Genomic DNA, 22,512 nt, shown 5'->3' on the forward strand with positions numbered 1-22,512 from the left:
CTTTTCAACGTTTATTCTTCTTATTACATAAGAGAAAAACCTCTTTTTAAATCCCATCAAGTTTTCTATGAACCTCGCTAACTTCTCTGTTGCGGGTGCAAAGATACCACTCTTTTACACTTAAACAACTCTTTTCTTACCACTTTGTTTAACTTTTTTTAACTCTAAACCATAAACCACTTAAACAACAAGAGTTACGGGAAGAAAAAAATCGAAAAAAAATTACAGGCACGAGTAAAACGAATAGATTTTACAGGACTAAGCCCAAAATCGGTAATGCATACCGGCTATTTTACAGTTTAGAAAGCCTCTTCCCTGCTTCAAAAAGTAAATCATCTGTTTTGGCAAAGCAGAATCTTATCAACTTATCGTCGTGAAAATCGCTGTACAAATGAGATACTGGTATAGCTGCGACTCCAAAATCTTTTACTAACCTCTCGCAAAAGCTCAAATCATCGTCATTTGAGATAGCACTGTAGTCGTATAACTGGAAATATGAACCGGCACACGGAAGTGGTTTAAGCTTGGTGTGTTTCATCACTTCCGCAAATGTATCTCGCTTGCGCTGGTAGAACGCAGAGAGTTCCATATATTCATTTGTAGTTTTAAGATAACGGGCAATAGCTCGCTGTAGCGGATGGCTAACACTAAATACCGCATTTTGATGAACCTTTCTTATTTCCACGGTTAAATCTTGTGGCGCAATCGCATATCCTACACGCCATCCGGTTACGTGAAGGGTTTTGCCAAACGAGTATACCGCAACAGTACGTTCCCTTAGTCCGGGATGTTGTAACGGAGTAGTATGTTTATTATCGTCGTATACCATATATCCATATACTTCATCACTCAATATTATAATGTCTGTATTTTTTACAAGACTGTATAAGTGTTCCATATCGTCCGCCGACATCAAGGTGCAGGTAGGGTTGTTAGGACTACTTATACATATAATACGTGTTTTGGTAGAAATATGATTTGCAAACTCCTCCCAGTTTATTTTAAAATCGGGAGCCGCCATTTTATAAACTATAGCCTTACCCCCCACTGCGTCTATTGCCGGACGATAACAATCGTATCCCGGCTCTATAATAATTACCTCGTCGCCCGGCCAAACAAATGCCGCTATAGTATCAAAAATCATCTCAGTGGCGCCACAACCTACAGTAACCTCTGTTTCGGGATTTAAAGAAACACTAAAGCTACGGGCTGTCATAGCAGCAATCTGTTCCCGTAGCTCTAAAAGACCCGGCATGGGTGCGTATTGATTTGTACTCTCTGAGAGGCTTTCTCTGGCAAAATCAGCTAACGCGGCGGAGGGCTCAAAATTAGGAAAACCCTGAGAAAGGTTTATGGCGCCGTACTGCGACGACAAACCGGACATATAGGAAAATATGTGTCTGTTTAAATATGGGAATTTAGACTTGATTTGCATACTATATATAATGAGTACCGAAAGTACGTAAAATAGGACTAAAAAAAACGGCTTGCTATTCTTAGCAAGCCGTTTAAATCAACTGTTATATGTTTATGTACCCGATTGAAGTTTCACTATTTTTTTCTCGTTCTTTTCAATCCGTTTTTTAAGGCGTTCAATATCTTTACGGGCATCATCAAGGTCAGACTGCGCTTTTTCGGCCTTATCTGAATCTTTCTCTGCCTGTCTTGCCGCCTTACGTGCTTTCCTTGCTTTAGAACCATCAGTAACATCACTCTGTAATTTGCGTGCTGCGTCCTTATTATCGTCTGCTGAAGAACGTGCTTCTCTTGCCAGCTCATCGGCCTTTTGTTCTAATGCCGGAAGGTTTGTTTCTAAGCCCTGCAATTCGAGCCTATACTTTTCGTTCTCAGCCTGTAGTTTAGCAATTTTTGGATTTTCGGCGACGCTTACCTGAGTAGTAGCCGTAGAGTCTGTTACTGTTTCTTGTGCATAGCCAGCATACGAAAGCAATGCTACAAAAACATAAAAAAATCTTCTTTTCATAACTTCACTAGTTTTTCATACTGTCTGCAAAATATACGTTGGAACTTAAAAAACGGATTTATTTAACGCGATTTTAACCCAAAACAGCTACAAAATAAGTCCTAAATAAACTTTTGAATTCCATCTTTTATAAACGCAAGGCTACCCAATGCCAATGCCAACGCATTGTGGGGCGACTTCTGCCACAACGATACTGCCTGCTGCATGCCCGGAACAGACGATGAAAAATTCTCCAGAACTAAATTACCTTCAAAGTCGATTTCTTTTAATGCTAAGAAAAATTCATCCCAGTTTACAGTGCCTTCTCCCGGCATGCCGCGATGGCTTTCTGTGATATGAACATGTTTAAGTAATTTTCCGGAAGCTATAACCGGGTCATGAAAATTGTTCTCTTCAATATTCATGTGAAATGTATCTAAATGCACGGCAAGCGCAGGGGAATTAGCCATGCTTATGATTTCTAAAACATTGGCAGCTGTGTTACATACATAGCTTTCATAACGGTTTATAGGCTCTATGCCAATGGTAATGCCTAATGACTGCGCATGACTTCCTGCCTTGTGCCAAACTTCTGCAATTATCTCCTTTTCCTGCTGTTGTAAAACATCTCCTGTAAATACACCTATACCGCCATGGAGTACACCGCCTAAAAAGTCAGCATCCAGCCCAGCTGTAATGTCTAACGCTTTTTCAATAGTAGCTAATGCCTTTTCAGGATGCGCCGGAATATGCGTTTCTTTAGAAAGGTTTAATGAGCACACTACCCCCAGGTTGTTTTGATTAAGTTGGCGCTTAACCGTAGACACATCAAATTCCATACTTCCCGGCAGTAATATCTCAATAATATCAAAACCATGCCTTGCTGTTTGCTCTATGGCAAATTTTCCGGCTTCGGGATTCCATTGCGGTAATACCCAAGAAAGTAAAGAAGCACCGTATTGTATTTTCATAATTTAAAAGTTTTCATTTTGTTGCTGGTATAGTATTGATACCCGCAAGATTAAAAAATCCACCATTCAGACCGTACGCCAAAATAAGTTCCAAACCTTTTATGGCCTGCTTGTTCTAAAAATGGAGAGTATAATGTACTTACAGCCCTGTCGTTATATCGTGCTACCGATGCTATAAACCTTATGTGTGGCCTTGCCCACGGGCCACGCTCGGCAGTAGGCACAATGGTGGGTGCAAGCGTAAACTTAACCATAGAAGCTTCAGAAAAAGTACCGTCCCTACGCTCTGTATAATGTAGCTCAGTAAGAATATGAAACCAGTCTTTGGCATAGTAGAAAAAACGACTGCCAATGGCAAAATCTGTTTTTCGGTTAAAAATTTCCCTATTGTAAAAATCCAGCGCCTTATTATCAGTATCGGCACCTCCTTTACTCTTTATATATACAGCATACGGATTCACAGAAAAACGATCGGAAAGGTTAAGCAGCAAATGTTCTACTATGGTAAATGAATAAGCACCTGTATACCTACCTTTAGCATCGGGCGCACCGTAAGTGCGCCAGGTTTGTGTACTGCCCGAATCACCTCCGTTTGCCACACCTGCACCATACCTGACAGCAAACTGATTAAATGAGCCCGGTTTCGGGGTAACAAGATCAGTACTGAGCTTTGCACCCAGAACCCAACCGTTGTCTGACGGATAGTCGCGGTCTGTGTTATTGTGTATACCATCTATAGAATGCCATTCGGCAAGTAGCTTTACCAGGTTGCGATTAAAGGGTTTAAAACTGTGCTCCCATACAAACACTTGTCGTTGCCTGTAGGTAAGTGATTTGTATCCTGTAATTATATTTTCGTAAGAGTAAGGGGTGGCATTGGCAGATGTTGTATCTATAGCCGCCGGGAAAAACATAGAAAAGGAAGTGTTTTTATGCTTTATCCCAAAACCCTCAGTAGAATGGTCATCAAAATAGAAATAGTCGCATATGTGTATATCATCATACCGCATATAGCGTGCACCTGCCCATATAGACCAATTACTGCCCACGATGTTACGGGCTTCTACAAAGGCTTCTGGCACGCTGGTAACCAAACCATTTATGTTTGATGAACCCACATTACCTAAAAAAGTACCGTTAGTAGAATAAAAAGCAAGCCTAACCTGAAAATCAATAGCAGTGCTGTCGTTATTGGCGTTAACAGCCTTAAAGTGAAACGACGGCAATAAATCAAAGTAATCTCCCTGGTCTGTACGGCCGCCTAATGACGACTGGTTTTTTAAATTTATCTGGCGCGCTGTGCCGCCATCTATACCCGGCGAATATGCCGCCCCTATGCGCCCCGTTGTACCAAAACTAAAATTTTTATTGGTAATAACGATCTGGGCGCTGATGCTCCATACAGTAAAAAACAGTACTGCGAGCATGCGCAATGCATGAACCGATATCATAACGTTTGCTTATTTTTTTGCGGTAACGCCTATAGTTTTAGGCTTGTAGAATTTAACTGCAAAAAGCAGAATTATTACGTAGCAGCCAATAGGCAGCAGATATGAGGAAGCCACATCTTTTTCGGCAATGAGGCCCATAACCGGCGGAAACACCGCCCCGCCAAACATGGCCATAACCAGGAAAGACGATGCCTGCTCTATTTTATTACCCAACTTTTTAAGCCCCAGGCTAAAAATAGTAGGATACATTATGCTCAGGAAAAAGTTAAGCATTACCAGTGCTATGAACGATACCCATCCAAAACTTTGGGATATAATAATACACAGCACCACATTAGCTAGCGTATAAACTGCCAGAAGCTTGTTTGGCGCTACATACTTCATAAGGAACGTGCCTATAAAACGGCCTATCATCATCATGGCCATACTAAGCGAAAAATAGTACGATGCCTGGTGATCTGTAAGGCCCATTTTTTCTACGCCGTAATTTATAAAGTAAGCCCAAGTACCACTCTGTGCAGCAATGTTAAAAAACTGCGCCAGCACCGCAAAAATAAAGTGCCGTTGTTTGTATAAAGGTGCACCCGGTACTACATCGGTAACCGATGCTTCTTCAGTCGCAAATTCTGCCGCGTGCGGATCTTTTAATGGCGGTACTTTTACGAAAGTAAAGGCCAGAGCCACAATAAGTATTACCACGCCTATACCTCCGTAAAGTGTTTTTACGGATTCTAAACCCGAATGCTCTCCGGATCCAAATATAAAGTAGCCACCCAGTAACGGCCCCAGTATAGCACCAAGCCCATTAAACGATTGCGCAAAATTAACGCGTTGGTCGCTGGTACGCTCGTCGCCCAGGGCAGCAACAAATGGATGCGCCACGGTTTCCAGCGTAGCAAGGCCGGCAGCAAGAATAAACAACGCTAACCTAAAGAACCCAAACGACTCGTTATTTGCGGCAGGTATAAAAAGGAAAGCTCCAAAAGCGTAAAGCCCCAGCCCCAGAAGCACTCCTTTTTTATATCCGTACTTCTTCATAAAAAGCCCGGCAGGAATACCCATGAGCGCATACGCTCCAAAAATAGACAACTGTACCAGCCCTGACGTTGCCTTGGAAATATTAAGTACGTTTTGAAAGTGTTTGTTTAAAATATCTCCCATGGTTATGGCAATAGCCCACATAAGGAATAGGGAGGTTACAAAGATGAGTACCACACGGTACTTTTTTTCAGTAAATTTTGCGTTCATTGTTTTATAGTATTTGAGATATTGGTTACAGATAAAAACTAAATACTGGTGGTGGTTTTATGACTTACAAAATTTTCAAAATCAGCAAATGTATACTCTGGGCACGCACCTTCCTGCGAGGTAACAAATGCGCCCAGTGCGGTAGCGCGAAGCATTATATCTTCGGGAGAAGCCCCCTGAATACGTTTTGATATAAATCCGGCCAAAAATGAATCCCCGCTGCCCACGGTATCTTTTACGGTTACCGGGATGGCTGGCGCAAAATAATCTTGATGGCCGTCGTAATACAGTGCGCCCTTACTTCCTTTAGATATTAAAATTTCATTAACCGAAAAGTGGTCCTGTATGTAGCGTACGGCATCATGTTCAGTAGTATACGCTGTTCCCATAAATTCGAGTACACGACGCATTTCCGCCTTATTCATTTTTACAATATCTGCTTTATGCAGCAATTGATTAATAATGGCAAAATCGCAATACGGCTCGCGTAGGTTAATATCAAATACCTTAAGATTAGATGCCTCCAATAAAGCAAACAAGGTATTTCTTGACGTTGCGCTACGGGCAATAAGGCTACCGAATACAAAGGCCGCGGCATTATTCACCTCGTCAAACAATCCAGGTGTGTTGTCAATAAAATCCCATGCTACCGGGGCTACAATGTCGTACTGGGCTTCGCCATGTGCATCAAATGTAGCAAGTACGGTACCCGTAGGTTGTATAGCATCTATCTGTAAATCAGATTCGGGGAATCCCCAGCCTGTAAGCTTGGCATGAAGCTGCCTGCCTAAATCATCATTACCTATACGGCTGATGGCGCGGGAGTTGACGCCCATTTTTTTGAGGTTATACGCCACATTAAAAGGGGCGCCCCCTGCCCTTGCTCCATCAGGGAAAATATCCCACAATACTTCCCCATAACAAAAAACCCTATCGTTATTCACTTGAAAATCTTCTTTCATGATTTATTTAAACGTTTAAATTTTTAAACAAAAAAATAGTTATAATAGTTGCTAAACTTCAAACATAATTTAATTTAAACGTTTAAATATTTTAGCAAAAAAATAGCTACATTGACGAGGCCTTAATTTTTAACCTAGCCTCCATCTCACGTACTTTAGTTGGCGCATCAGTGTCATCAATTCGTTCTAACAACAACTCCATAGCGGCAGAGGCAATAGCGGGTAATGGTTGCTTGATAAACGTAACCGGAACCGGAAACAGTTTATAAGCATCGGTTTGGTCAAATGCTACCACCGCCACATCTGCGGGTACTTTTATGTTATTTTCTATCAACCATCGTAAACCGGATACCGATAATTTATTAGTAATAAAAAACAACGCATCTGGCTTATCAACCGAAGCAAACAACGATGTTAGCCTTTCGTCCATATCGTCATCTATACGTTTTTCATCTATAGACAATATGAACGATCTGTTAACGACAACCCCGTTTTCTTTAAGAGCATCAATATAACCTTCCATCCTTTCGGAAAGGCTGGTAATGCCTGTATTATAAGAAACCAATGCAATGTTCTTTTTACCGGAATCTATTAAATACTGGGCGGTTTTACGGGAAATTTCCCTGTTGTTTATAAGTACCGCCGGAGCATCAAATCCGGGAACGGTGCGGTCAATTAATACAAACGGAATATTTTTTAGCGCAGCCAGCTCCACAGCGGTTTTATCGCCCTCAACCGGTGCTATTATAAGTCCGTCTACCATCCTGTCCCTAAAGAGCGTAAGCAGCCTGGCAAACTTGGCATCGCTTTCATCACTGCTTCCTATTATGAGCGTGTAACCTTGTTTTTCTGCTTCATCTTCTATAAAACGTGCCAACTGAGAAAAGTATGGGTTAGCTATATCTGCCACAATAAGCCCTATGGTATAGCTTTTTTGCGTTTTAAGGCTGCGCGCAATTTTATTAGGCGTATAATTAAGTTCTTTAGCTGCCTCTAAAATACGGGCTACGGTTTGCTCTTTTATGCTTTTATTGGGCGTATTGTTTAGCACATACGACACCGAAGCGATAGAAACACCGGCCAGCTTAGCTACATCTTTTATTGAACTCTTTTTCACTATATCGTTTGCTAACAGAAGCAAATATATAAATTAAACGTTTAAATAAAAATAAAAGTTAATTTTTTTCGGCAAAAAAAATCCTCCGTATTGCATTGAGGCGATGCTTTGCCCAGCAATACGGAGGATTATATGTAGAAATTATTTTTTTACTTTTTCAAGTACGTATCAAAATAATCGGCTATTTTTTGGTTCAAATGAAAACGATCCCTACCCCTAACGTTATGCTCATGTGTAGGATAAAGGAAATAATCTACCTGCTTGCCAGCCTTTATACACGCCTGTATAAACTCCATACTGTGCTGTTGTACAACAACAGGATCCTGCGCCCCGTGAATAACAAGTAGCCTTCCCTGCAACTTTTGTGCTTTTTGTATGGTGTTTGTACTATTGTACCCTTCAGGGTTTTCCTGCGGCATATCCATGTAGCGTTCTCCGTACATAACCTCGTAGTATTTCCAGTCTACCACAGGGCCACCGGCTACTCCTACCTTAAAAGTATCGGCGTGGTCCAGCATTAAAGAAGTAGCCATAAAACCACCAAAACTCCATCCGTAAACGCCTATCCTATCGGCATCAACAAAATTCTTAGCCTTTAAGTACTCAATGCCCTTCATTTGATCGGCCATTTCATTAACCCCAAGATTACGGTGAATTACATGCTCAAAATCGCGCCCACGGGCATCACTACCGCGGTTATCAAGGGTAAATACCACATAGCCTTTTTGCGCCATATAATAGTCAAACAAACCTGTACCACCCAGCCACTTATTTGTTACTAACTGCGCGTGAGGTCCACCGTAAACATACAACATTACAGGGTATTTTTTAGAAGCATCAAAATCAGCAGGATAGATAATACGCCCATTAAGCGGGGTTTTACCATCTGCAGCCGTTATGGTTACCAGTTCCATTCTCGGCAATACAGTTTTTCCTGTATACGGGTTATCTGCTTTTACAACAGAAACTACTTTACTACTCTTAAGGTTTTTAATGCTTACCTCATTTGGTGTAGTAGTATTGCTAAATGTATCCTCTATAAGAGATCCGTCTGCACTTACTTCCACCGCATGAGTACCCGAAACTGTAGTAACCTGTACGGTTTTGCCTGATTTCAGTTCCGTTTTGTATAACTGCCTGTCCAGCCCATTGTTGGCTGTACCCAGATAGAAAACATTTTTTGCTCCCTTATCAAAACTAAGCAACTCGGTAACCACAACATCTTTATAGCCCAATTTTTTTAGTAATTTTCCATCGGTGTTATACAGGTATAACTGTTCAAAACCTTCTTTTTCTGAACGGTACAGAAACTGGTCGTTATTACCCGGTATAAACGTAAGACCATGCAATGGCTCTACATACGTGGTGGCTTTTTCTTCAAACAAAGTCTTTATTAAATTACCGTTAGCAGCATCATATTTATTAAGCTTAAGGAAATTTTGCTCGCGGTTAAGCACACCAACAAAAACAAACTTACTGTCTGGCGACCAGGTAACGCACGTAAGGAACTGCTCTGCCGGGCCATCTGTCTTAAGAGTAATTTGTTTTTTCGAAGCGACATCAAACACTACCAGCGTTACTTCCTCGCTTTTCATACCCGCCATAGGGTACTTTATATTCTTGACAGCAGCAATGCGCTCGTCCCACTGAATCAATGGATAGTCTGCCACCATGGTTTCATTTTTATGATAGTACAACAGCTTCTTACTGTCCGCGCTCCACCACATACCTCTGTCTATACCAAACTCCTGGCGATGAACGTAATCGCTACCGTTTACAATACCTTTATCAGTATCGTTAGTAACTTCTGTTACAGCACCAGCTTCATTGGATATCCGTATGTTATTTTCGTTTAGCCAAGCTACACTTTTACCATCAGGCGAAAGCGCCTGCTGTGCACCGTCAACGGGAGTACTCACCGCAGACTTGACGGTTTTACTGTTTACGTCAAAAAGTACCAGGTAACTTTTAGCAGTTCCATCTATTTTGAAGAAAAGTGTATTAGCGTCGTTCCACACATAGTCCGGGGGAAACATCTTAACTGTAAAAGTTTCTGTACTGAATTTTGCCTTTAAGGCAGCGGCAATGTCCTCTTTGGTTAAAAGAACACTCTCTACCCAGTTAGAGGCTTCGGTACGAAACATAAGTTTTTCGTAACTGTCGTTTAAATACGTAAGCGTATGCGCATCGGGGCGCCATTTTGGGGAAACAATAGTTTTAGGTGCAAACTGCTGGTAAGCCCCATAGGTTGCCTCCTGTATGGTTAAGTTGCGCTGGGCGTAAACTGTAGCTCCAGAAAGCACAAAAATCCATAAAAGTTTTTTCATTGGTAATACTTTTTATAAGTGGCTAAGATAAATAATTATTGATGTTCTACCGTTTTTAATACCGCGTTTCCGCCACTGTTAATTTATGCTGACGAAACAAAAAATCCGCACCAGTGACCAGTGCGGATTGCGTAAAGATTAAAATAATTCAGACAAAAACAGGTTTTGTTTTAAGTATACCTACTTCTTCCATGCATTCTCGCATTAGTTGGTACGTGCGTTCAATATCATTATCAAGGCCGATAGAAAAACGGATAAGTCCGTCGTTAAGCCCCATTTCTTTTTGTTCATCAAGAGGTATTTCGCTCGATGTAGAAGTACCCGGTGCACTAAACAGCGTTTTATAAAAACCAAGGCTTACCGCCAGGTAACCCAGGTTACGGTGCTGCATAAGTTCCATAAGTTCATTGGCTTTATCAAGGTTTCCGGCATCAAGGGTCATCATACCGCCGTAGCCATATTCGTGATTAATCATGCCTTTGTACAATTCATGCCCCGGATGGCTTTCCAGACCTGGGTATACTACCCTAAGCCCATCAGCTTCAAAGCGCTTTGCCAGGAATATAGCATTATGGCTGTGCTGTTTCATACGTATGTGTAGCGTGCGCAGGTTCTTTAAAATACTAGCTGCACGAAGGCTGTCCATAGTAGGCCCCAGTAACATTGCAGCCCCATCATTTACATTTCTCATGTCGTTTATAAACTGCTGCGTACCACAGGCAACCCCGCCTACAGTGTCGCTGCTACCGTTTATAAACTTGGTAAGGCTGTGCACCACCACATCAGCACCCAGCTTAACCGGCGCTACCGAAAGCGGTGAAAATGTATTGTCTACAACCAGCTTAAGGTTATGCTTTTTAGCAATAGCGGCAAGGCCGGCAATGTCTGCTATTTCAAGCAGCGGATTGCTTACGGTTTCGCAATACAGTACTTTAGTATCAGGAGTTATAGCTGCTTCTACTTTATCATGCTTGGTTATGTCTACAAACGAAGTTGTAATGCCAAACTTCGGGAGGAAATTTTTCATAAATGCATAGGTCCCTCCATAAATGGTACGGCTCGATACAATGTGGTCACCCTGCCCGCAAAGCTGCATAAGTACCGATGTAATGGCTCCCATACCCGATGCTGCCACGTTAGCGGTCTCAGTACCTTCCATAGCCGCAAGCGCCTGCCCCAGATACAGATTACTTGGTGAGGAATGGCGACTGTAAAGGTAACATCCATCGGCATTGCCCTCAAAGGTATCAAACATCGTTTTTGCAGAAAGAAACGTGTAAGTAGATGAATCAGAAATAGACGGATTTACTCCTCCGAACTCTCCGAAATATTGTAAATCCTGGATTTTATCAGCAGGATGAAATTTTTTATCACTCATAACAGTAGTATTTGTAGTTTGTTTATGCATCTACAAATTGAAGTAAATTCAAATAAAAAATCAACCTAAAAAATTATATATAGATTTTATTTCTTTAAAAACACAATTATTTAGTAATTTTATCTATTTAACACAAATTTTACAATAATCGCTCCGAAAAAAAATCAGTACACTATGGATGCTACAGATAAAAAATTATTGCATTTTTTGCAGGAAGACAGTACACAGACCACTAAACAGTTGGCTATCAAAGCAAACCTATCGCCTACTGCCACGCACGAACGTATAAAAAAACTGGAGCGCGAGGGTGTCATAGAAAAATATGTGGCGGTGGTAAACCGTAACAAGGTCCAAAAAGGCTTTGTGGTGTTTTGTCATTTAAAACTGGTACAACACACTAAAGAAAATGTAACCACATTTGAACGCGAAGTAGCCCGGTTACCCGAGGTATTAGAATGTTATCACGTAAGCGGGGACTACGACTATATCCTGAAAATATACATGGCAAACATGGAAGAATACAGGGAATTTATGGTTACAAAGCTAACTACGCTACAGCACATAGGCAGTACCCATAGCACCTTTATGATTGGTGAGGTAAAAAACACTAACATCATTGCTTTATAATAAAGCGTAATAATTTTATTTATCTTTGGTGTACCATCAAAAAAACGATTTAGTATATGAAGAAAATACTTATGGCCTTTGCGGTACTACTGCACACAGGCGGAGTAGCATTTGCTCAAAAAGCCCCTCAAACCACTGTAGAACAAGGTGCACTGCAGGGGCTTACCCTTAATAGTGGCATACACACCTACAGAGGCATTCCGTTTGCGCAGCCACCCGTAGGTAACTTACGTTGGCGCGAGCCGCAAGCGCCTTCAAAATGGACTGGTGTACGAGATGCTACAACCTTTGGCTCTAATGCCATGCAAAAAAACATATTTGGCGATATGATGTTCCGCTCGCCTAAAATGAGCGAAGATTGCTTATATCTTAACGTTTGGACGCCTTCAGCAAAACCTGATGCAAAACTTCCTGTGCTTGTTTACTTTTACGGCGGCGGTTTTGTAGCCGGAGACGGCAGCGAAAGCCGTTATGATGGCGAAACTCTGGCAAAAAAAGGAATTGTGGTGGTAACACTTAATTATAGACTGGGGATATTTGGTTTCTTTGCGCATCCTGAGCTTACGAAAGAGTCTCCGAATAACGCGTCGGGTAATTATGGACTGCTCGATCAAAACGCGGCATTAGTTTGGGTAAAGAAAAACATTGCCGCTTTTGGTGGCGATCCTAACAAAATAACTATTGCCGGAGAGTCTGCCGGGTCTATTTCGGTATCGGCACAAATGGCCTCTCCCCTATCTAAAAATCTTATTGCCGGAGCCATAGGGCAAAGTGGTGCCATGATAAACCCTACGCTCGATGCCATACCTCTAAAGCAACAGGAAGAAAGCGGAACAAAATTTGGCGAAGCTAGTAACGCTAACACACTAAAAGCTTTACGCGAAATCCCGGCAGAAAAATTACTGGATTTAGCATCGGCTCCGGGGGCTTTTAGTACAAAGGCAGTGGTAGATGGCTATTTTTTAACCAAATTGCCGTCCGAAGTATTTGCTGCAGGAGAACAGGTAAATGTACCGCTACTTGCAGGGTGGACTTCAACTGAAATTCCTTACCAGGCATTTATGGCCGGTCAATACCCTAACCCGGAAAACTACACAAATATTGTAAAACAACGCTACGGAAACAATGCTGAAATAGTATTTGAATTATATCCGGGTGGCGATGAAAAAGAGGTTATAGCGTCAGCAACTGCACTGGCCAGCGACAATTTTATTGTATACAGCACCTGGAAATGGCTCGACTTACACAGGGAAACTTCGGGTAAACCGGTATATGCCTATATATTTAGCAAACCACGCCCGTCGCTTAAAGCTGAACTTGGTAATGTAAAAGAAGGCCTTGCCGGTGGCATTACAAAAGTTGATGGTAAAAAAGAAGAAAACAAAATGCCCGAAGCACTTAAAGGTGCCAATCATGCCAGTGATATAGAATACCTGCTGGGCAACCTTAATGGAAATAAACTGTACGAATGGAACAGCGACGACTTTAAAGTAAGTGAAATAGGCGTAGAATATTTTGCCAATTTTATTAAGACCGGTAACCCTAACGGTAAAAAAAGCGTGCAATGGCCGGCAAGCGGTAAAACGGGAGATATGATCCTTATGGATATAAACGTAACACCAAAGGCGTACAAGGAACCGCACAGAGACCGCTACCTGTTTTTAGACAAACAATATGCAAAAAAATAAATAATGCTACTACAGCCCTGCCACATGGCAGGGTTTTTTTAATGCATAAAACTTTTAGGAACGATTAAATTGCTAGTTACAAATAAGAATATTTTCTTATGTTTGTGATATTTTTTTAGAAAATAATTGCAAATGAAAAAATCCGGTTCGGCAGATTTACCATTACACGGCGGGCGCGTACCACTTTGGCTGGCTGAACGTATGTCTAAACTGGGTCTGTCTATTATAGAGACTATAGTTATGGAATATGGATCAGCAGAGGCCATTGCTAAACTGGCAAATCCGTTTTGGTTCCAAAGCTTTGGGGCAGTTATGGGTATGGACTGGCATTCCAGTGGTATTACCACATCGGTGCTCGGCGCACTAAAACGGTCTGTAAACCCTGCAAGCCATGAGTTGGGAATTTATATTTGCGGCGGCAAAGGAAAACACTCTACCAATACACCTACAGAGCTCATTAACGTAGGCTTACGTACCGGATTAGACGGAAATGATTTGGCAGGGCTGAGTAAACTGACCGCCAAGGTAGACAACACGGCAATACAAGACGGTTTTCAGTTGTATCAGCATAATTTCATTGTAAACACTAAGGGTGATTGGTGTGTGGTACAACAAGGGCTTAACAACAACACCGCTACAGCGCGACGTTACCACTGGCACAGTAAAGACCTAAAGTCATTTATAGAAGAACCCCATACATTTATTTACGGCGAAAATCAAGGGGAAATACTTAACCTTACCGCACAATCGGCACAACGTACCAGAGAAAAGTCGCTTTGTATTGTTAAAGAACATCCTGACAAGGTGCTGCGTGAGTTACACCACCTTACTATGCCTGCGCATCATGATGTTCGCATGAAAGACGTAAATATGAAGCGACTGGGCGCAATGTTATGGGTAGCGCACGAAAACGAGCCAAAGGATTTTGAAGGTCTATTAATGCTTCAGGGAGTGGGGCCACGTACGCTGCAAAGCCTGGCGTTGGTTAGCGAAATTATTTATGGCACCCCTACCCGATTTACTGATCCTGCACGTTTTTCATTTGCTCATGGAGGTAAAGACGGTCATCCCTTCCCGGTACCGGTAAATGTGTTTGATGAAACCATTAAAACGCTCAATAACGCTATAGGGAGGGCAAAAATAGGCAACTCCGAAAAGATTGCGGCTATTAAAAAACTGTCTGAACTTTCTTTTGAAGCTGAAAAGCACTTTATACCAAATGAAAACTTTGATGCACTTATACAAAAAGAGAGAAATGAATCTTATAAATACGGAGGCCGCACAGTATACGGACCAGCCCGGCCACCCAAACAAAAGCCTGTAAACAGCAGTCAGCTTACTCTGTTTTAATCTTTGCTATACTGATTTTAAAAGCAATGCAAGTTGTTCTGTAAGGTTTTTACGTGAGTAATGCTGTAACCCTATAGCATGCGACTTAAGTGTTCCTTTTTGATATTCGGAAAAATACTGGGTTAAAGTATCTTTAATCTTTTGCTTTTCGGTATATAAAGCAAACACTCCGGTATTGGTCGTTTTTACAATTTCTGCCATATCGGCACCTTCCGGGCCTATGGCAAGTATCGGGCGGTTAGAGACCATATATTCAAACAACTTACCGGGGATTATACACTTCGTTTCGGGTCTGTCTATTTCTATAAGCAACAACACCTGGCTTTTACGTTGCTGTGCTACCGCCTCTGCGTGTGATACATAACCTAAGTTATCTACGTAACTATTTAAACCGTAATAAGCAATACTATTCAACACTTCCCGGCTTACAGCACCAATGAGTTTTAACCTGAATTTTTCAGCAAACTCAGGATTGTCGTTTACAAGTTCTGCTAACGCCTGCCATAGCACCTTAGGATTACGCTCACTCAAAAATGAGCCGATATGCGCCAACGTAAATTTATCGTCTAACGGTTGCTTTACAACAACTTCATTGTCATAGCCATTTGTGATTACTGATATAGGCTTATCTGTAAGTTCCATAAATTCCTTACGCGTAGTAGGGCTTGTTACCAATATAGCGTCCGCGGTGTTTAAAACCCGGCTTTCTAAGGTCTTATGCTTGTTGGCGGCATACTTACTAAGCTTCAGTTCTTTGTGATAGCCTATGGTAGTCCACGGATCCCTAAAATCAGTAATCCACTTAATAGCAGCTTTTTGTTTTAATCCTAAGCCTATTAGGTGCAGGCTGTGCGGAGGGCCTGTAGTAATAACGGTATCTATATCGTGCTGCTGTATGTAATCTGCCAAAAAATGTACTGAAGGCTTTACCCACAGCACTCGCGCATCGGGTATAAAAAGGTTTCCCCTTACCCAAAGCATCAGGCTTTGAAGAGCCGACTGTTTCTTTTTATCCGGAATAATACCGCTGCTTATTTTCTTTGTGTTCCCTTTACTGAAAACAGATGCCCAGGCATAAGGCTCTGTAATACGCTTTTTAACCAATATAGCTTCCGGCGAAACTTCAGCCAATAGTCCTTCATCTGTTAAAGGGTACGTGGGGTTCTCGGGAATGTAAACATGCGGCTGCACTCCAAAAGACGGCAGGTATTTTACAAACTTTAACCATCTTTGCACCCCGGGACCTCCCGCAGGCGGCCAGTAATATGTTATGATAAGTACCTTCAAAACCCCGATTGCTTAAGCAGTTACCTGCTGCTTGTTCTTTTTATTTTCAAACCAAACACCTGCGCCCAGCAAGCCAATAAACGCTACAAAACTTACCAGTGCTATTGTACTTCCTGTTTTTACAACCTGAGGCTCAAATTTAAACTCTACCTTATGATTACCCGCCGGAATAAGCATAGCACGCAGTGTGTAATCTACCTGATAATGTGCTGCAGGCTTACCATCTATAGTGGCATTCCAGCCTTTAGGATAATACATTTCGCTGAACACAGCAAACCCTTCGTTTTTATTGCTTGTGGTATAAACAAGGTGATTTGGTTCATAAGAATCGAGCTTAATGGTTGCTGTACTATCTTTAACAAAAGTAGTTTTAGCTGCTGCTTCGGCAAATTTATCTTTATTTACCACCGCCTGGTTTTTTACATCAAGCGCTATGGTAGCTTTAAACTCATCATCGGCAGTAGTAACAGGTTTTACAGTACTTACAAACCAGGCCGGACCGGCAGCAAAAGGATTGGTTACCGGCACATAATCTCCCTGTTGGCCCTGCATTACCAAATACTTAATATTTAAAAGGTCTAACACCGGTACAGGGGCTTTAAGTTTCATGGTTTCCTGGTCCACATTAAACAGCGGAGCCATTCCGTTACCCTTTTCACTCTCAAAGGTGTGCGTAAATAATTCATCCATCCTGCGCGGACGTACCGCACTATACCCCCCTACCGACTGGTGGTAGTACGACGTGCGGCCCTGCAGCCTGGCAAATGGTTCGTAAACCCTGTAATGGCTCTTATCTTTTAATATAAATTCATCGGCACCTGTAAGCTCAAATGGCTCTGTCATTTTACGTGCCGAAACAAAATCATCGTTATTTACATATTTGCGGTCTACTGTGTATAGGTCGGCTACAGCAAGCGTACCTACAATGACAACTGCAATAACCTCATTAATTTTCTGCTTATACGCCAGGAACAATGCTAAGGCAGCAGCCACAACCAGAAACAACGCTCTTGTAATATCTGCGGTGTACATTTCCATACGCGTTTCCTGAAGCGCAGCCAAAAATCCTGGACCGATTTGCTTGTAGTTGTCGGCACCAAACATTTGCTGTGCCATGGCAGCATCGCGCGGGCTTTCAAAACTAAACGAGCCTTTCATTAAAAATAAAAGAACGAGTATGCCTAATACCACTGCTGCAGACTGCCAAAGGTTTTTAAACTGTTTCTCTTTATCCAGTGTAAAGAACGTTTGCAAGCCCATAAAGGCAAGCGCGGGCATACACAGTTCTAACAATACCTGAATAGACGAAACCGCACGGAACTTATCATAAAGCGGCACATTTTCTATAAAGAAATTGGTAAGGCCCGGAAGGTTTTTACCCCACGACAATAACAACGATAAAACAGCACCGGCAAGGAAAGCATACTTAAGGTTGCGCTTATCTGCAAACAATGCAAATATCGCCAGGAAAAACACCACAATACCTATGTAAGCAGGTGCCTCTACTATAGGCTGATCACCCCAGTAAGACGGTATGGTTTCAGAATATTCTTTGGCCTGTGCAGGCTCTAAGCCTAAGCCCAGGTAAAAGTCGTATATTTTAGAACCTTCTCCTGCTTTTTCCTGCATACCACCACCAAAAAGCCTTGGTACTAAAAGGTCAAAACTCTCGGCTTTACCATAACTGTATTCTGTAATGTAGTCGTAATCCATGGCGGCGTTGCTGGTTACCTGCTTGCCATCAGGCTTAAAGGTAAGCTCGCTTTTGCCGCGTATACTGTAGTTTGTAAATTCAGATGTTGCCATTAGGCTCGTAGCGTTCATTCCTAATGCTACTATACCGGCTATTGCAAAAACACCAATTGAAGTATACAGGTGTTTAAAATCTTTCTGTTTTACAATGTCTATAACGTAGTAAATACCAATGCACAAAAGCAGGAACAACAGATAGTAAGTCATCTGGAAATGGTTTGCGTTTATTTCCAGCGCAGTAGCTATAAGGGTGAGTAATCCTCCTGCCACATAACGTTTCCTAAAGACCAATATAATACCTGCTATAACCATAGGCATATAAGCAATGGTATGCGCCTTGGCATTATGCCCAGCTCCAAGTATCACAATCATGTATGTGCTAAAACCAAAGGCCAGCGCCCCGAAAAACGCTTTAAGAGTATCTACCTTAAGTACCCTTAGCAATACAAAAAAGCCCAGAAAATATAAGAACAGGTAGTCTGCCGGGCGGGGTAAAAAACGCAAAACGGCATCAAGTTTTTTTATATAATTATGCGGATAGTTTGCCCCCATCTGATAGGTCGGCATACCACCAAAAGCGTGATTTGTCCAGTACGGCTCAGCATCGTTTTCCTTACGGAAATCATTTTGTTCCTTAGCCATACCGGTATATTGTGCTATATCTGACTGGTAAAAAGCTTTGTTGCCCTGTAATACCGGATAAAAGTAAATTAGTGCAACAATAACAAACCCTATCAGGGCCAGAAGCTGAGGATAATACCTGTTTAAATTTTTCATGTAATGATTGCTTTTGTAGCTGTATAAAAAAACGGCGTGAAGATACTTATTTTCCCTCAAACGATAATAACCGAAACTGCATTTTAATAAACCGTTGCTGCACCTTTAACCTCTATTGAATTACAAATAGTACAATAAGGATCTGCGTAAAAAAGTGTTTAACTAAATAACCTGCACATGCACCATGCGTTAATATTACACTTAAATAATAGTATTGGTTTATAAATAACTATATTTGTTTCTTTACCCCATAACAAAACGCAAAATCAGGACCTCAAAGATGAGAAAACAAAATATTTTTTACACGGATGACGATACGGATGACCTTAACTTTTTCAAGGAAATTGTTGAAGGGCTAGATGAGAACTTTGAAGTATATACACAGGTTTGTGCTAACGATTTAATATATGCGCTTGAAAACCCGCCACCTAATCCTAACGTGGTATTCCTGGATATAAATATGCCCGGAATAAACGGACTAGAAGCCTTGAAAATGGTACGAAAAAATACTGTAACAGCCGATTTGCCTGTTATAATGCTTTCAACCTCTAAAGATGAGGCGCTGATTGATAAAGCCCGACTGTATGGAGCTACGTACTATCTGCCAAAATCAGGAGACTTTGAAAAGCTTAAAAAGTCTATAGAACATGTACTTTCTATAAACTGGAAAAGCTTTATTACAACCGAACATAACTTTGTTTACCAATATTAATAAACCATTTTGATGGATAACACCGCAACGACTATTTCGTTTGCCGAAATTTTAAAGACACAAACAGCCGCAGCCCATACCGCACTGGAGAGTTTACCGCTTTCTGAAAGCTTAATGAGCCCGGATTTAACTATAGATAGTTATACAACATATCTGTGCCTTATGCACGATATTGTTTTAGATGCAGAGCAAAATATATTTCCGGTTTTAAAGGGCGTTGTACCCGATTTAAACGAAAGGGCAAAAATAAAACATATTGAAGCTGATCTTGATTCGCTTGGTAAGTCATACAGTAGTAATGAGCACCCTATAAGCGAAGGATTAGAAACTATAACTGAAGGCTTTGCAATGGGTGTGTTTTATGTAATGGAAGGTTCTACCCTGGGCGGAAGGATAATTTTAAAAAATGTACTGAAACAACTTGGCCTTGATGAAAATACGGGGACAAGTTATTTTGCAGGATATAAAGAAAAAACAGGGCCAATGTGGAAAGCTTTTTTAGAAACTTTGCTTAGATACGAAGCCCAAAATGATAATAGGGAGGAAATAATAAAAGGCGCTAACTACGCCTTTAAATCAATTTACACGCATTTTAGCCAAAAGTGATGACTAAAAGCTTATGAACATTAAAGACATTGTAAATCGTGATTTAGTAAATCTTACAAATTGCGAACAAGAGCCTATACACATACCAGGAAGCATACAGCCACACGGCTTTTTGCTGGGGCTAAAAGGAGATTTGCTAAACATAGACTACTGTAGCGAAAATACTGCGCAGTACCTTAGCCTTTTTCACTCACAGCTTTTAGGGAAAGACTTTGCCGATGTGTTTGGCGAAGAAAGTGCTATCAGCCTAAAGCAATTTATAGAGGATGGCAAACAGATAACTGCAAACCTTTTGCAACTGCGCCTGGCGGGTGTTGACTTTTTATGCACTCTGCACAAAAATGCAGATGACATCTGGATACTGGAAGCTGAACCGGTAGATATTACAAAGCAGGCCGGAAATGAGTCGTACAACCAAACATCGCAGCTCTTGCGTTATATGCACGATATGCATTCCCTCAAAGACCTTTGCCAACTGGTAGCAGAAGGAACAAGGGAAATTACAGGCTATGACCGTGTAATGGTGTATAGGTTTGATAAAGAATATAACGGCGAGGTGTTTGCAGAAAGCTGCCGCGAAGATTTAGAACCTTTCCTGGGGCTGCACTACCCGCATACCGATATACCACCACAGGCAAGAGAGCTGTATATGAAGAACTTATTAAGGCTCATTACAGACATCGACTACACTCCTGTGCCTATTTATACACTGGACGACAGTGCGCAGAAAAGCCTTGATATGAGCCTTAGTGTGCTTCGCAGCACGTCGCCCATACATGTTCAATACTTGCATAACATGGGTGTAGGCGCCACGCTTACCATATCGCTTATATATAAAAAGAAACTGTGGGGGCTTATAGCCTGCCATCATTACTCGCCTAAAAACCTGACCCCTGAACTAAGGCTTGCAGCACAATTACAGGGGCACTTTATAACATCTCAAATAGATGTACGACAGGCGTCTGAAGAATATGAGCTATCTAAAAAGGTAAACGCTGCGCTGGAACGTATAACTAATATTACCCTAACTAACGAAGCCGGCTTGCAGGAAATAATCAGCCAGCCCGAAATCCTGAACCTTTGTAATGCTTCCGGAGTAAGCATTGTGTATAATAACACAGTATATAGTTCGGGCATTACACCGTCAGAGGAACAGGTGTTACATTTGGCTTCGTGGTGCGCCACTTACAGTAGCCATACCTCCTACACCACAACGAAATTGTCTGATGTGCTTCCGGAATTAAGGAATATAAGTGAAAGCGTGTCAGGACTGTTGTACCAATCGCTTGATATACACAACATAAGCAGCATTATGTGGTACAGACAGGAAACAAAGACCGAAGTGCACTGGGGAGGTGACCCTTCTAAATCTATTATCAAAGATGAAAAAGGACTTTCCCCACGCCGATCGTTTTCACTTTGGAAAGAAATTGTAGACCGCACTTCTAACGAATGGCTATCATACGAAACCGAAGCGGCAGCAAGTTTTGCATACTCACTACAGCGGCAGCTAAACCTCATTGTAATAACACGAGAGGAAGAAAAATATCGTAAACTAAGCGAACTGCTACGCGAAACCAACAGCGAACTGGAAAACATCAATTGGATTAGTACACATGATTTGCAGGAGCCGTTACGTAAAATACAGCTCATCGCATCCAGGCTATTGTCTAAAGAGAAAGATTTACCAGAAACAGTGCAAGATGCGGTTTTACGTATGAATGGGTCTGCCGAGCGGATGCAAACACTTCTGGTAGATATTCTTAAGTATACAAGGATAAAACATCATCACACGCCGCTTGTTCCTGTAAATGTAATGCAACTGATAGAAGAAGTTACGCTGGACATGACGGAAACAATAAGTGAAAAAAATGCCGAAGTAATAGTACACGATTTGCCTGTTGTAATGGGTATTCCGTTTTTAATGAAACAACTTTTTGTAAACCTCATAGGTAACGCAATTAAATACGCAAGTGCAGAGCGTTCGCCGGTTATAAACATAACCGCTGAACCTGGTGTGGTAAATGTTGAGGAAGGAGAAAACAGTTTACCTTACTATCTGATTAAAGTTACCGATAACGGTATGGGATTTGAGCCACAGTATGCCGAGAAGATATTTAATATTTTTACGCGCCTGCATGCTCAACCAGACATGAGGGGTTCTGGTGTGGGGCTGGCGCTTTGTAAAAAGATAATGCAAACGCATAACGGTATAATAAATGCCGTAAGTATAAAAGACGTAGGTACAACGATTAATTTGTATTTCCCTCTAGTATAATAGCTACAAAAAACAATA

The 22,512-nt window shown here is 41.5% G+C and carries 17 protein-coding genes; 6 read left to right on the top strand and 11 right to left on the bottom strand.

Annotation, left to right across the window (positions count from 1 at the left end; genetic code table 11):
* Positions 1–292: 292 nt before the first annotated feature.
* The 9 genes from ACLI08_RS15450 to ACLI08_RS15490 form a co-directional block, all read right to left on the bottom strand.
* Entirely contained in the window at positions 293–1,435 is a 1,143-nt protein-coding gene (locus ACLI08_RS15450; protein ID WP_411429410.1) for a methionine aminotransferase, read from the bottom strand.
* A 93-nt stretch (positions 1,436–1,528) separates the two neighbouring features.
* Positions 1,529–1,984: a hypothetical protein gene (locus tag ACLI08_RS15455; protein ID WP_411429411.1), complete on the bottom strand. Its 456-nt coding sequence runs from the start codon at positions 1,982–1,984 to the stop codon at positions 1,529–1,531.
* Between the two features lie 101 nt (positions 1,985–2,085).
* Complete coding sequence (locus ACLI08_RS15460; RefSeq protein WP_411429412.1) at positions 2,086–2,934, bottom strand: sugar phosphate isomerase/epimerase family protein; 849 nt, start codon at positions 2,932–2,934, stop codon at positions 2,086–2,088.
* Between the two features lie 50 nt (positions 2,935–2,984).
* Complete coding sequence (locus ACLI08_RS15465; RefSeq protein ID WP_411429413.1) at positions 2,985–4,385, bottom strand: carbohydrate porin; 1,401 nt, start codon at positions 4,383–4,385, stop codon at positions 2,985–2,987.
* Positions 4,386–4,394: 9 nt separating this feature from the next.
* Entirely contained in the window at positions 4,395–5,633 is a 1,239-nt protein-coding gene (locus tag ACLI08_RS15470; RefSeq protein WP_411429414.1) for a sugar MFS transporter, read from the bottom strand.
* Between the two features lie 38 nt (positions 5,634–5,671).
* Complete coding sequence (locus ACLI08_RS15475; protein ID WP_411429415.1) at positions 5,672–6,595, bottom strand: carbohydrate kinase family protein; 924 nt, start codon at positions 6,593–6,595, stop codon at positions 5,672–5,674.
* A 106-nt stretch (positions 6,596–6,701) separates the two neighbouring features.
* Positions 6,702–7,712 carry a LacI family DNA-binding transcriptional regulator gene (locus tag ACLI08_RS15480; RefSeq protein WP_411429416.1) on the bottom strand — a complete coding sequence of 337 codons (1,011 nt, stop codon included), beginning with the start codon at positions 7,710–7,712 and terminating at the stop codon, positions 6,702–6,704.
* Between the two features lie 149 nt (positions 7,713–7,861).
* Positions 7,862–10,039 (bottom strand): DPP IV N-terminal domain-containing protein, encoded by a 2,178-nt coding sequence (locus ACLI08_RS15485; protein WP_411429417.1) that lies wholly within the window; start codon positions 10,037–10,039, stop codon positions 7,862–7,864.
* 148 nt (positions 10,040–10,187) lie between these two features.
* Positions 10,188–11,417, bottom strand: coding sequence for an aminotransferase class I/II-fold pyridoxal phosphate-dependent enzyme (locus ACLI08_RS15490; protein WP_411429418.1), 1,230 nt, complete (start codon positions 11,415–11,417; stop codon positions 10,188–10,190).
* Positions 11,418–11,591: 174 nt separating this feature from the next.
* On the opposite strand from ACLI08_RS15490, the gene ACLI08_RS15495 reads away from it, so the two are divergent.
* From ACLI08_RS15495 to ACLI08_RS15505, 3 genes are all read left to right on the top strand, one after another.
* On the top strand, positions 11,592–12,044 hold the full coding sequence (locus tag ACLI08_RS15495; RefSeq protein WP_411429419.1) for an Lrp/AsnC family transcriptional regulator: 453 nt from the start codon (positions 11,592–11,594) through the stop codon (positions 12,042–12,044).
* Between the two features lie 56 nt (positions 12,045–12,100).
* Positions 12,101–13,732: a carboxylesterase/lipase family protein gene (locus tag ACLI08_RS15500; RefSeq protein WP_411429420.1), complete on the top strand. Its 1,632-nt coding sequence runs from the start codon at positions 12,101–12,103 to the stop codon at positions 13,730–13,732.
* A gap of 132 nt (positions 13,733–13,864) precedes the next feature.
* Positions 13,865–15,082, top strand: coding sequence for a DUF763 domain-containing protein (locus tag ACLI08_RS15505; protein ID WP_411429421.1), 1,218 nt, complete (start codon positions 13,865–13,867; stop codon positions 15,080–15,082).
* Positions 15,083–15,088: 6 nt separating this feature from the next.
* Here the strand turns inward: ACLI08_RS15505 and ACLI08_RS15510 are convergent, their stop codons facing one another.
* Together ACLI08_RS15510 and ACLI08_RS15515 are read right to left on the bottom strand one after the other, a co-directional pair.
* Positions 15,089–16,378, bottom strand: coding sequence for a glycosyltransferase family 4 protein (locus ACLI08_RS15510; protein WP_411429522.1), 1,290 nt, complete (start codon positions 16,376–16,378; stop codon positions 15,089–15,091).
* Positions 16,379–16,381: 3 nt separating this feature from the next.
* Entirely contained in the window at positions 16,382–18,898 is a 2,517-nt protein-coding gene (locus tag ACLI08_RS15515; protein WP_411429422.1) for a YfhO family protein, read from the bottom strand.
* Between the two features lie 280 nt (positions 18,899–19,178).
* On the opposite strand from ACLI08_RS15515, the gene ACLI08_RS15520 reads away from it, so the two are divergent.
* From ACLI08_RS15520 to ACLI08_RS15530, 3 genes are read left to right on the top strand one after another with little or no spacing between them, the layout of a single operon-like run.
* Positions 19,179–19,610: a response regulator gene (locus tag ACLI08_RS15520; RefSeq protein ID WP_411429423.1), complete on the top strand. Its 432-nt coding sequence runs from the start codon at positions 19,179–19,181 to the stop codon at positions 19,608–19,610.
* 12 nt (positions 19,611–19,622) lie between these two features.
* A complete protein-coding gene (locus ACLI08_RS15525; RefSeq protein ID WP_411429424.1) occupies positions 19,623–20,216 on the top strand; it encodes a biliverdin-producing heme oxygenase in 594 nt (197 codons plus the stop codon).
* 13 nt (positions 20,217–20,229) lie between these two features.
* Complete coding sequence (locus ACLI08_RS15530; RefSeq protein WP_411429425.1) at positions 20,230–22,494, top strand: ATP-binding protein; 2,265 nt, start codon at positions 20,230–20,232, stop codon at positions 22,492–22,494.
* Positions 22,495–22,512: the final 18 nt, after the last annotated feature.

It is taken from the genome of Flavobacterium sp. RNTU_13, assembly GCF_046614455.1.
Lineage (GTDB): Bacteria > Bacteroidota > Bacteroidia > Flavobacteriales > Flavobacteriaceae > Flavobacterium.

Excerpts from the sequence above, each read along its gene's own strand:
- ACLI08_RS15470 (WP_411429414.1), bottom strand. The coding sequence starts at position 5,633 with ATGAACGCAAAATTTACTGAAAAAAAGTACCGTGTGGTACTCATCTTT.
- ACLI08_RS15520 (WP_411429423.1), top strand. The coding sequence starts at position 19,179 with ATGAGAAAACAAAATATTTTTTACACGGATGACGATACGGATGACCTT.
- ACLI08_RS15460 (WP_411429412.1), bottom strand. The coding sequence starts at position 2,934 with ATGAAAATACAATACGGTGCTTCTTTACTTTCTTGGGTATTACCGCAA.
- ACLI08_RS15530 (WP_411429425.1), top strand. The coding sequence starts at position 20,230 with ATGAACATTAAAGACATTGTAAATCGTGATTTAGTAAATCTTACAAAT.
- ACLI08_RS15455 (WP_411429411.1), bottom strand. The coding sequence starts at position 1,984 with ATGAAAAGAAGATTTTTTTATGTTTTTGTAGCATTGCTTTCGTATGCT.
- ACLI08_RS15505 (WP_411429421.1), top strand. The coding sequence starts at position 13,865 with ATGAAAAAATCCGGTTCGGCAGATTTACCATTACACGGCGGGCGCGTA.
- ACLI08_RS15490 (WP_411429418.1), bottom strand. The coding sequence starts at position 11,417 with ATGAGTGATAAAAAATTTCATCCTGCTGATAAAATCCAGGATTTACAA.
- ACLI08_RS15450 (WP_411429410.1), bottom strand. The coding sequence starts at position 1,435 with ATGCAAATCAAGTCTAAATTCCCATATTTAAACAGACACATATTTTCC.
- ACLI08_RS15525 (WP_411429424.1), top strand. The coding sequence starts at position 19,623 with ATGGATAACACCGCAACGACTATTTCGTTTGCCGAAATTTTAAAGACA.
- ACLI08_RS15495 (WP_411429419.1), top strand. The coding sequence starts at position 11,592 with ATGGATGCTACAGATAAAAAATTATTGCATTTTTTGCAGGAAGACAGT.
- ACLI08_RS15515 (WP_411429422.1), bottom strand. The coding sequence starts at position 18,898 with ATGAAAAATTTAAACAGGTATTATCCTCAGCTTCTGGCCCTGATAGGG.
- ACLI08_RS15475 (WP_411429415.1), bottom strand. The coding sequence starts at position 6,595 with ATGAAAGAAGATTTTCAAGTGAATAACGATAGGGTTTTTTGTTATGGG.
- ACLI08_RS15500 (WP_411429420.1), top strand. The coding sequence starts at position 12,101 with ATGAAGAAAATACTTATGGCCTTTGCGGTACTACTGCACACAGGCGGA.
- ACLI08_RS15465 (WP_411429413.1), bottom strand. The coding sequence starts at position 4,385 with ATGATATCGGTTCATGCATTGCGCATGCTCGCAGTACTGTTTTTTACT.
- ACLI08_RS15485 (WP_411429417.1), bottom strand. The coding sequence starts at position 10,039 with ATGAAAAAACTTTTATGGATTTTTGTGCTTTCTGGAGCTACAGTTTAC.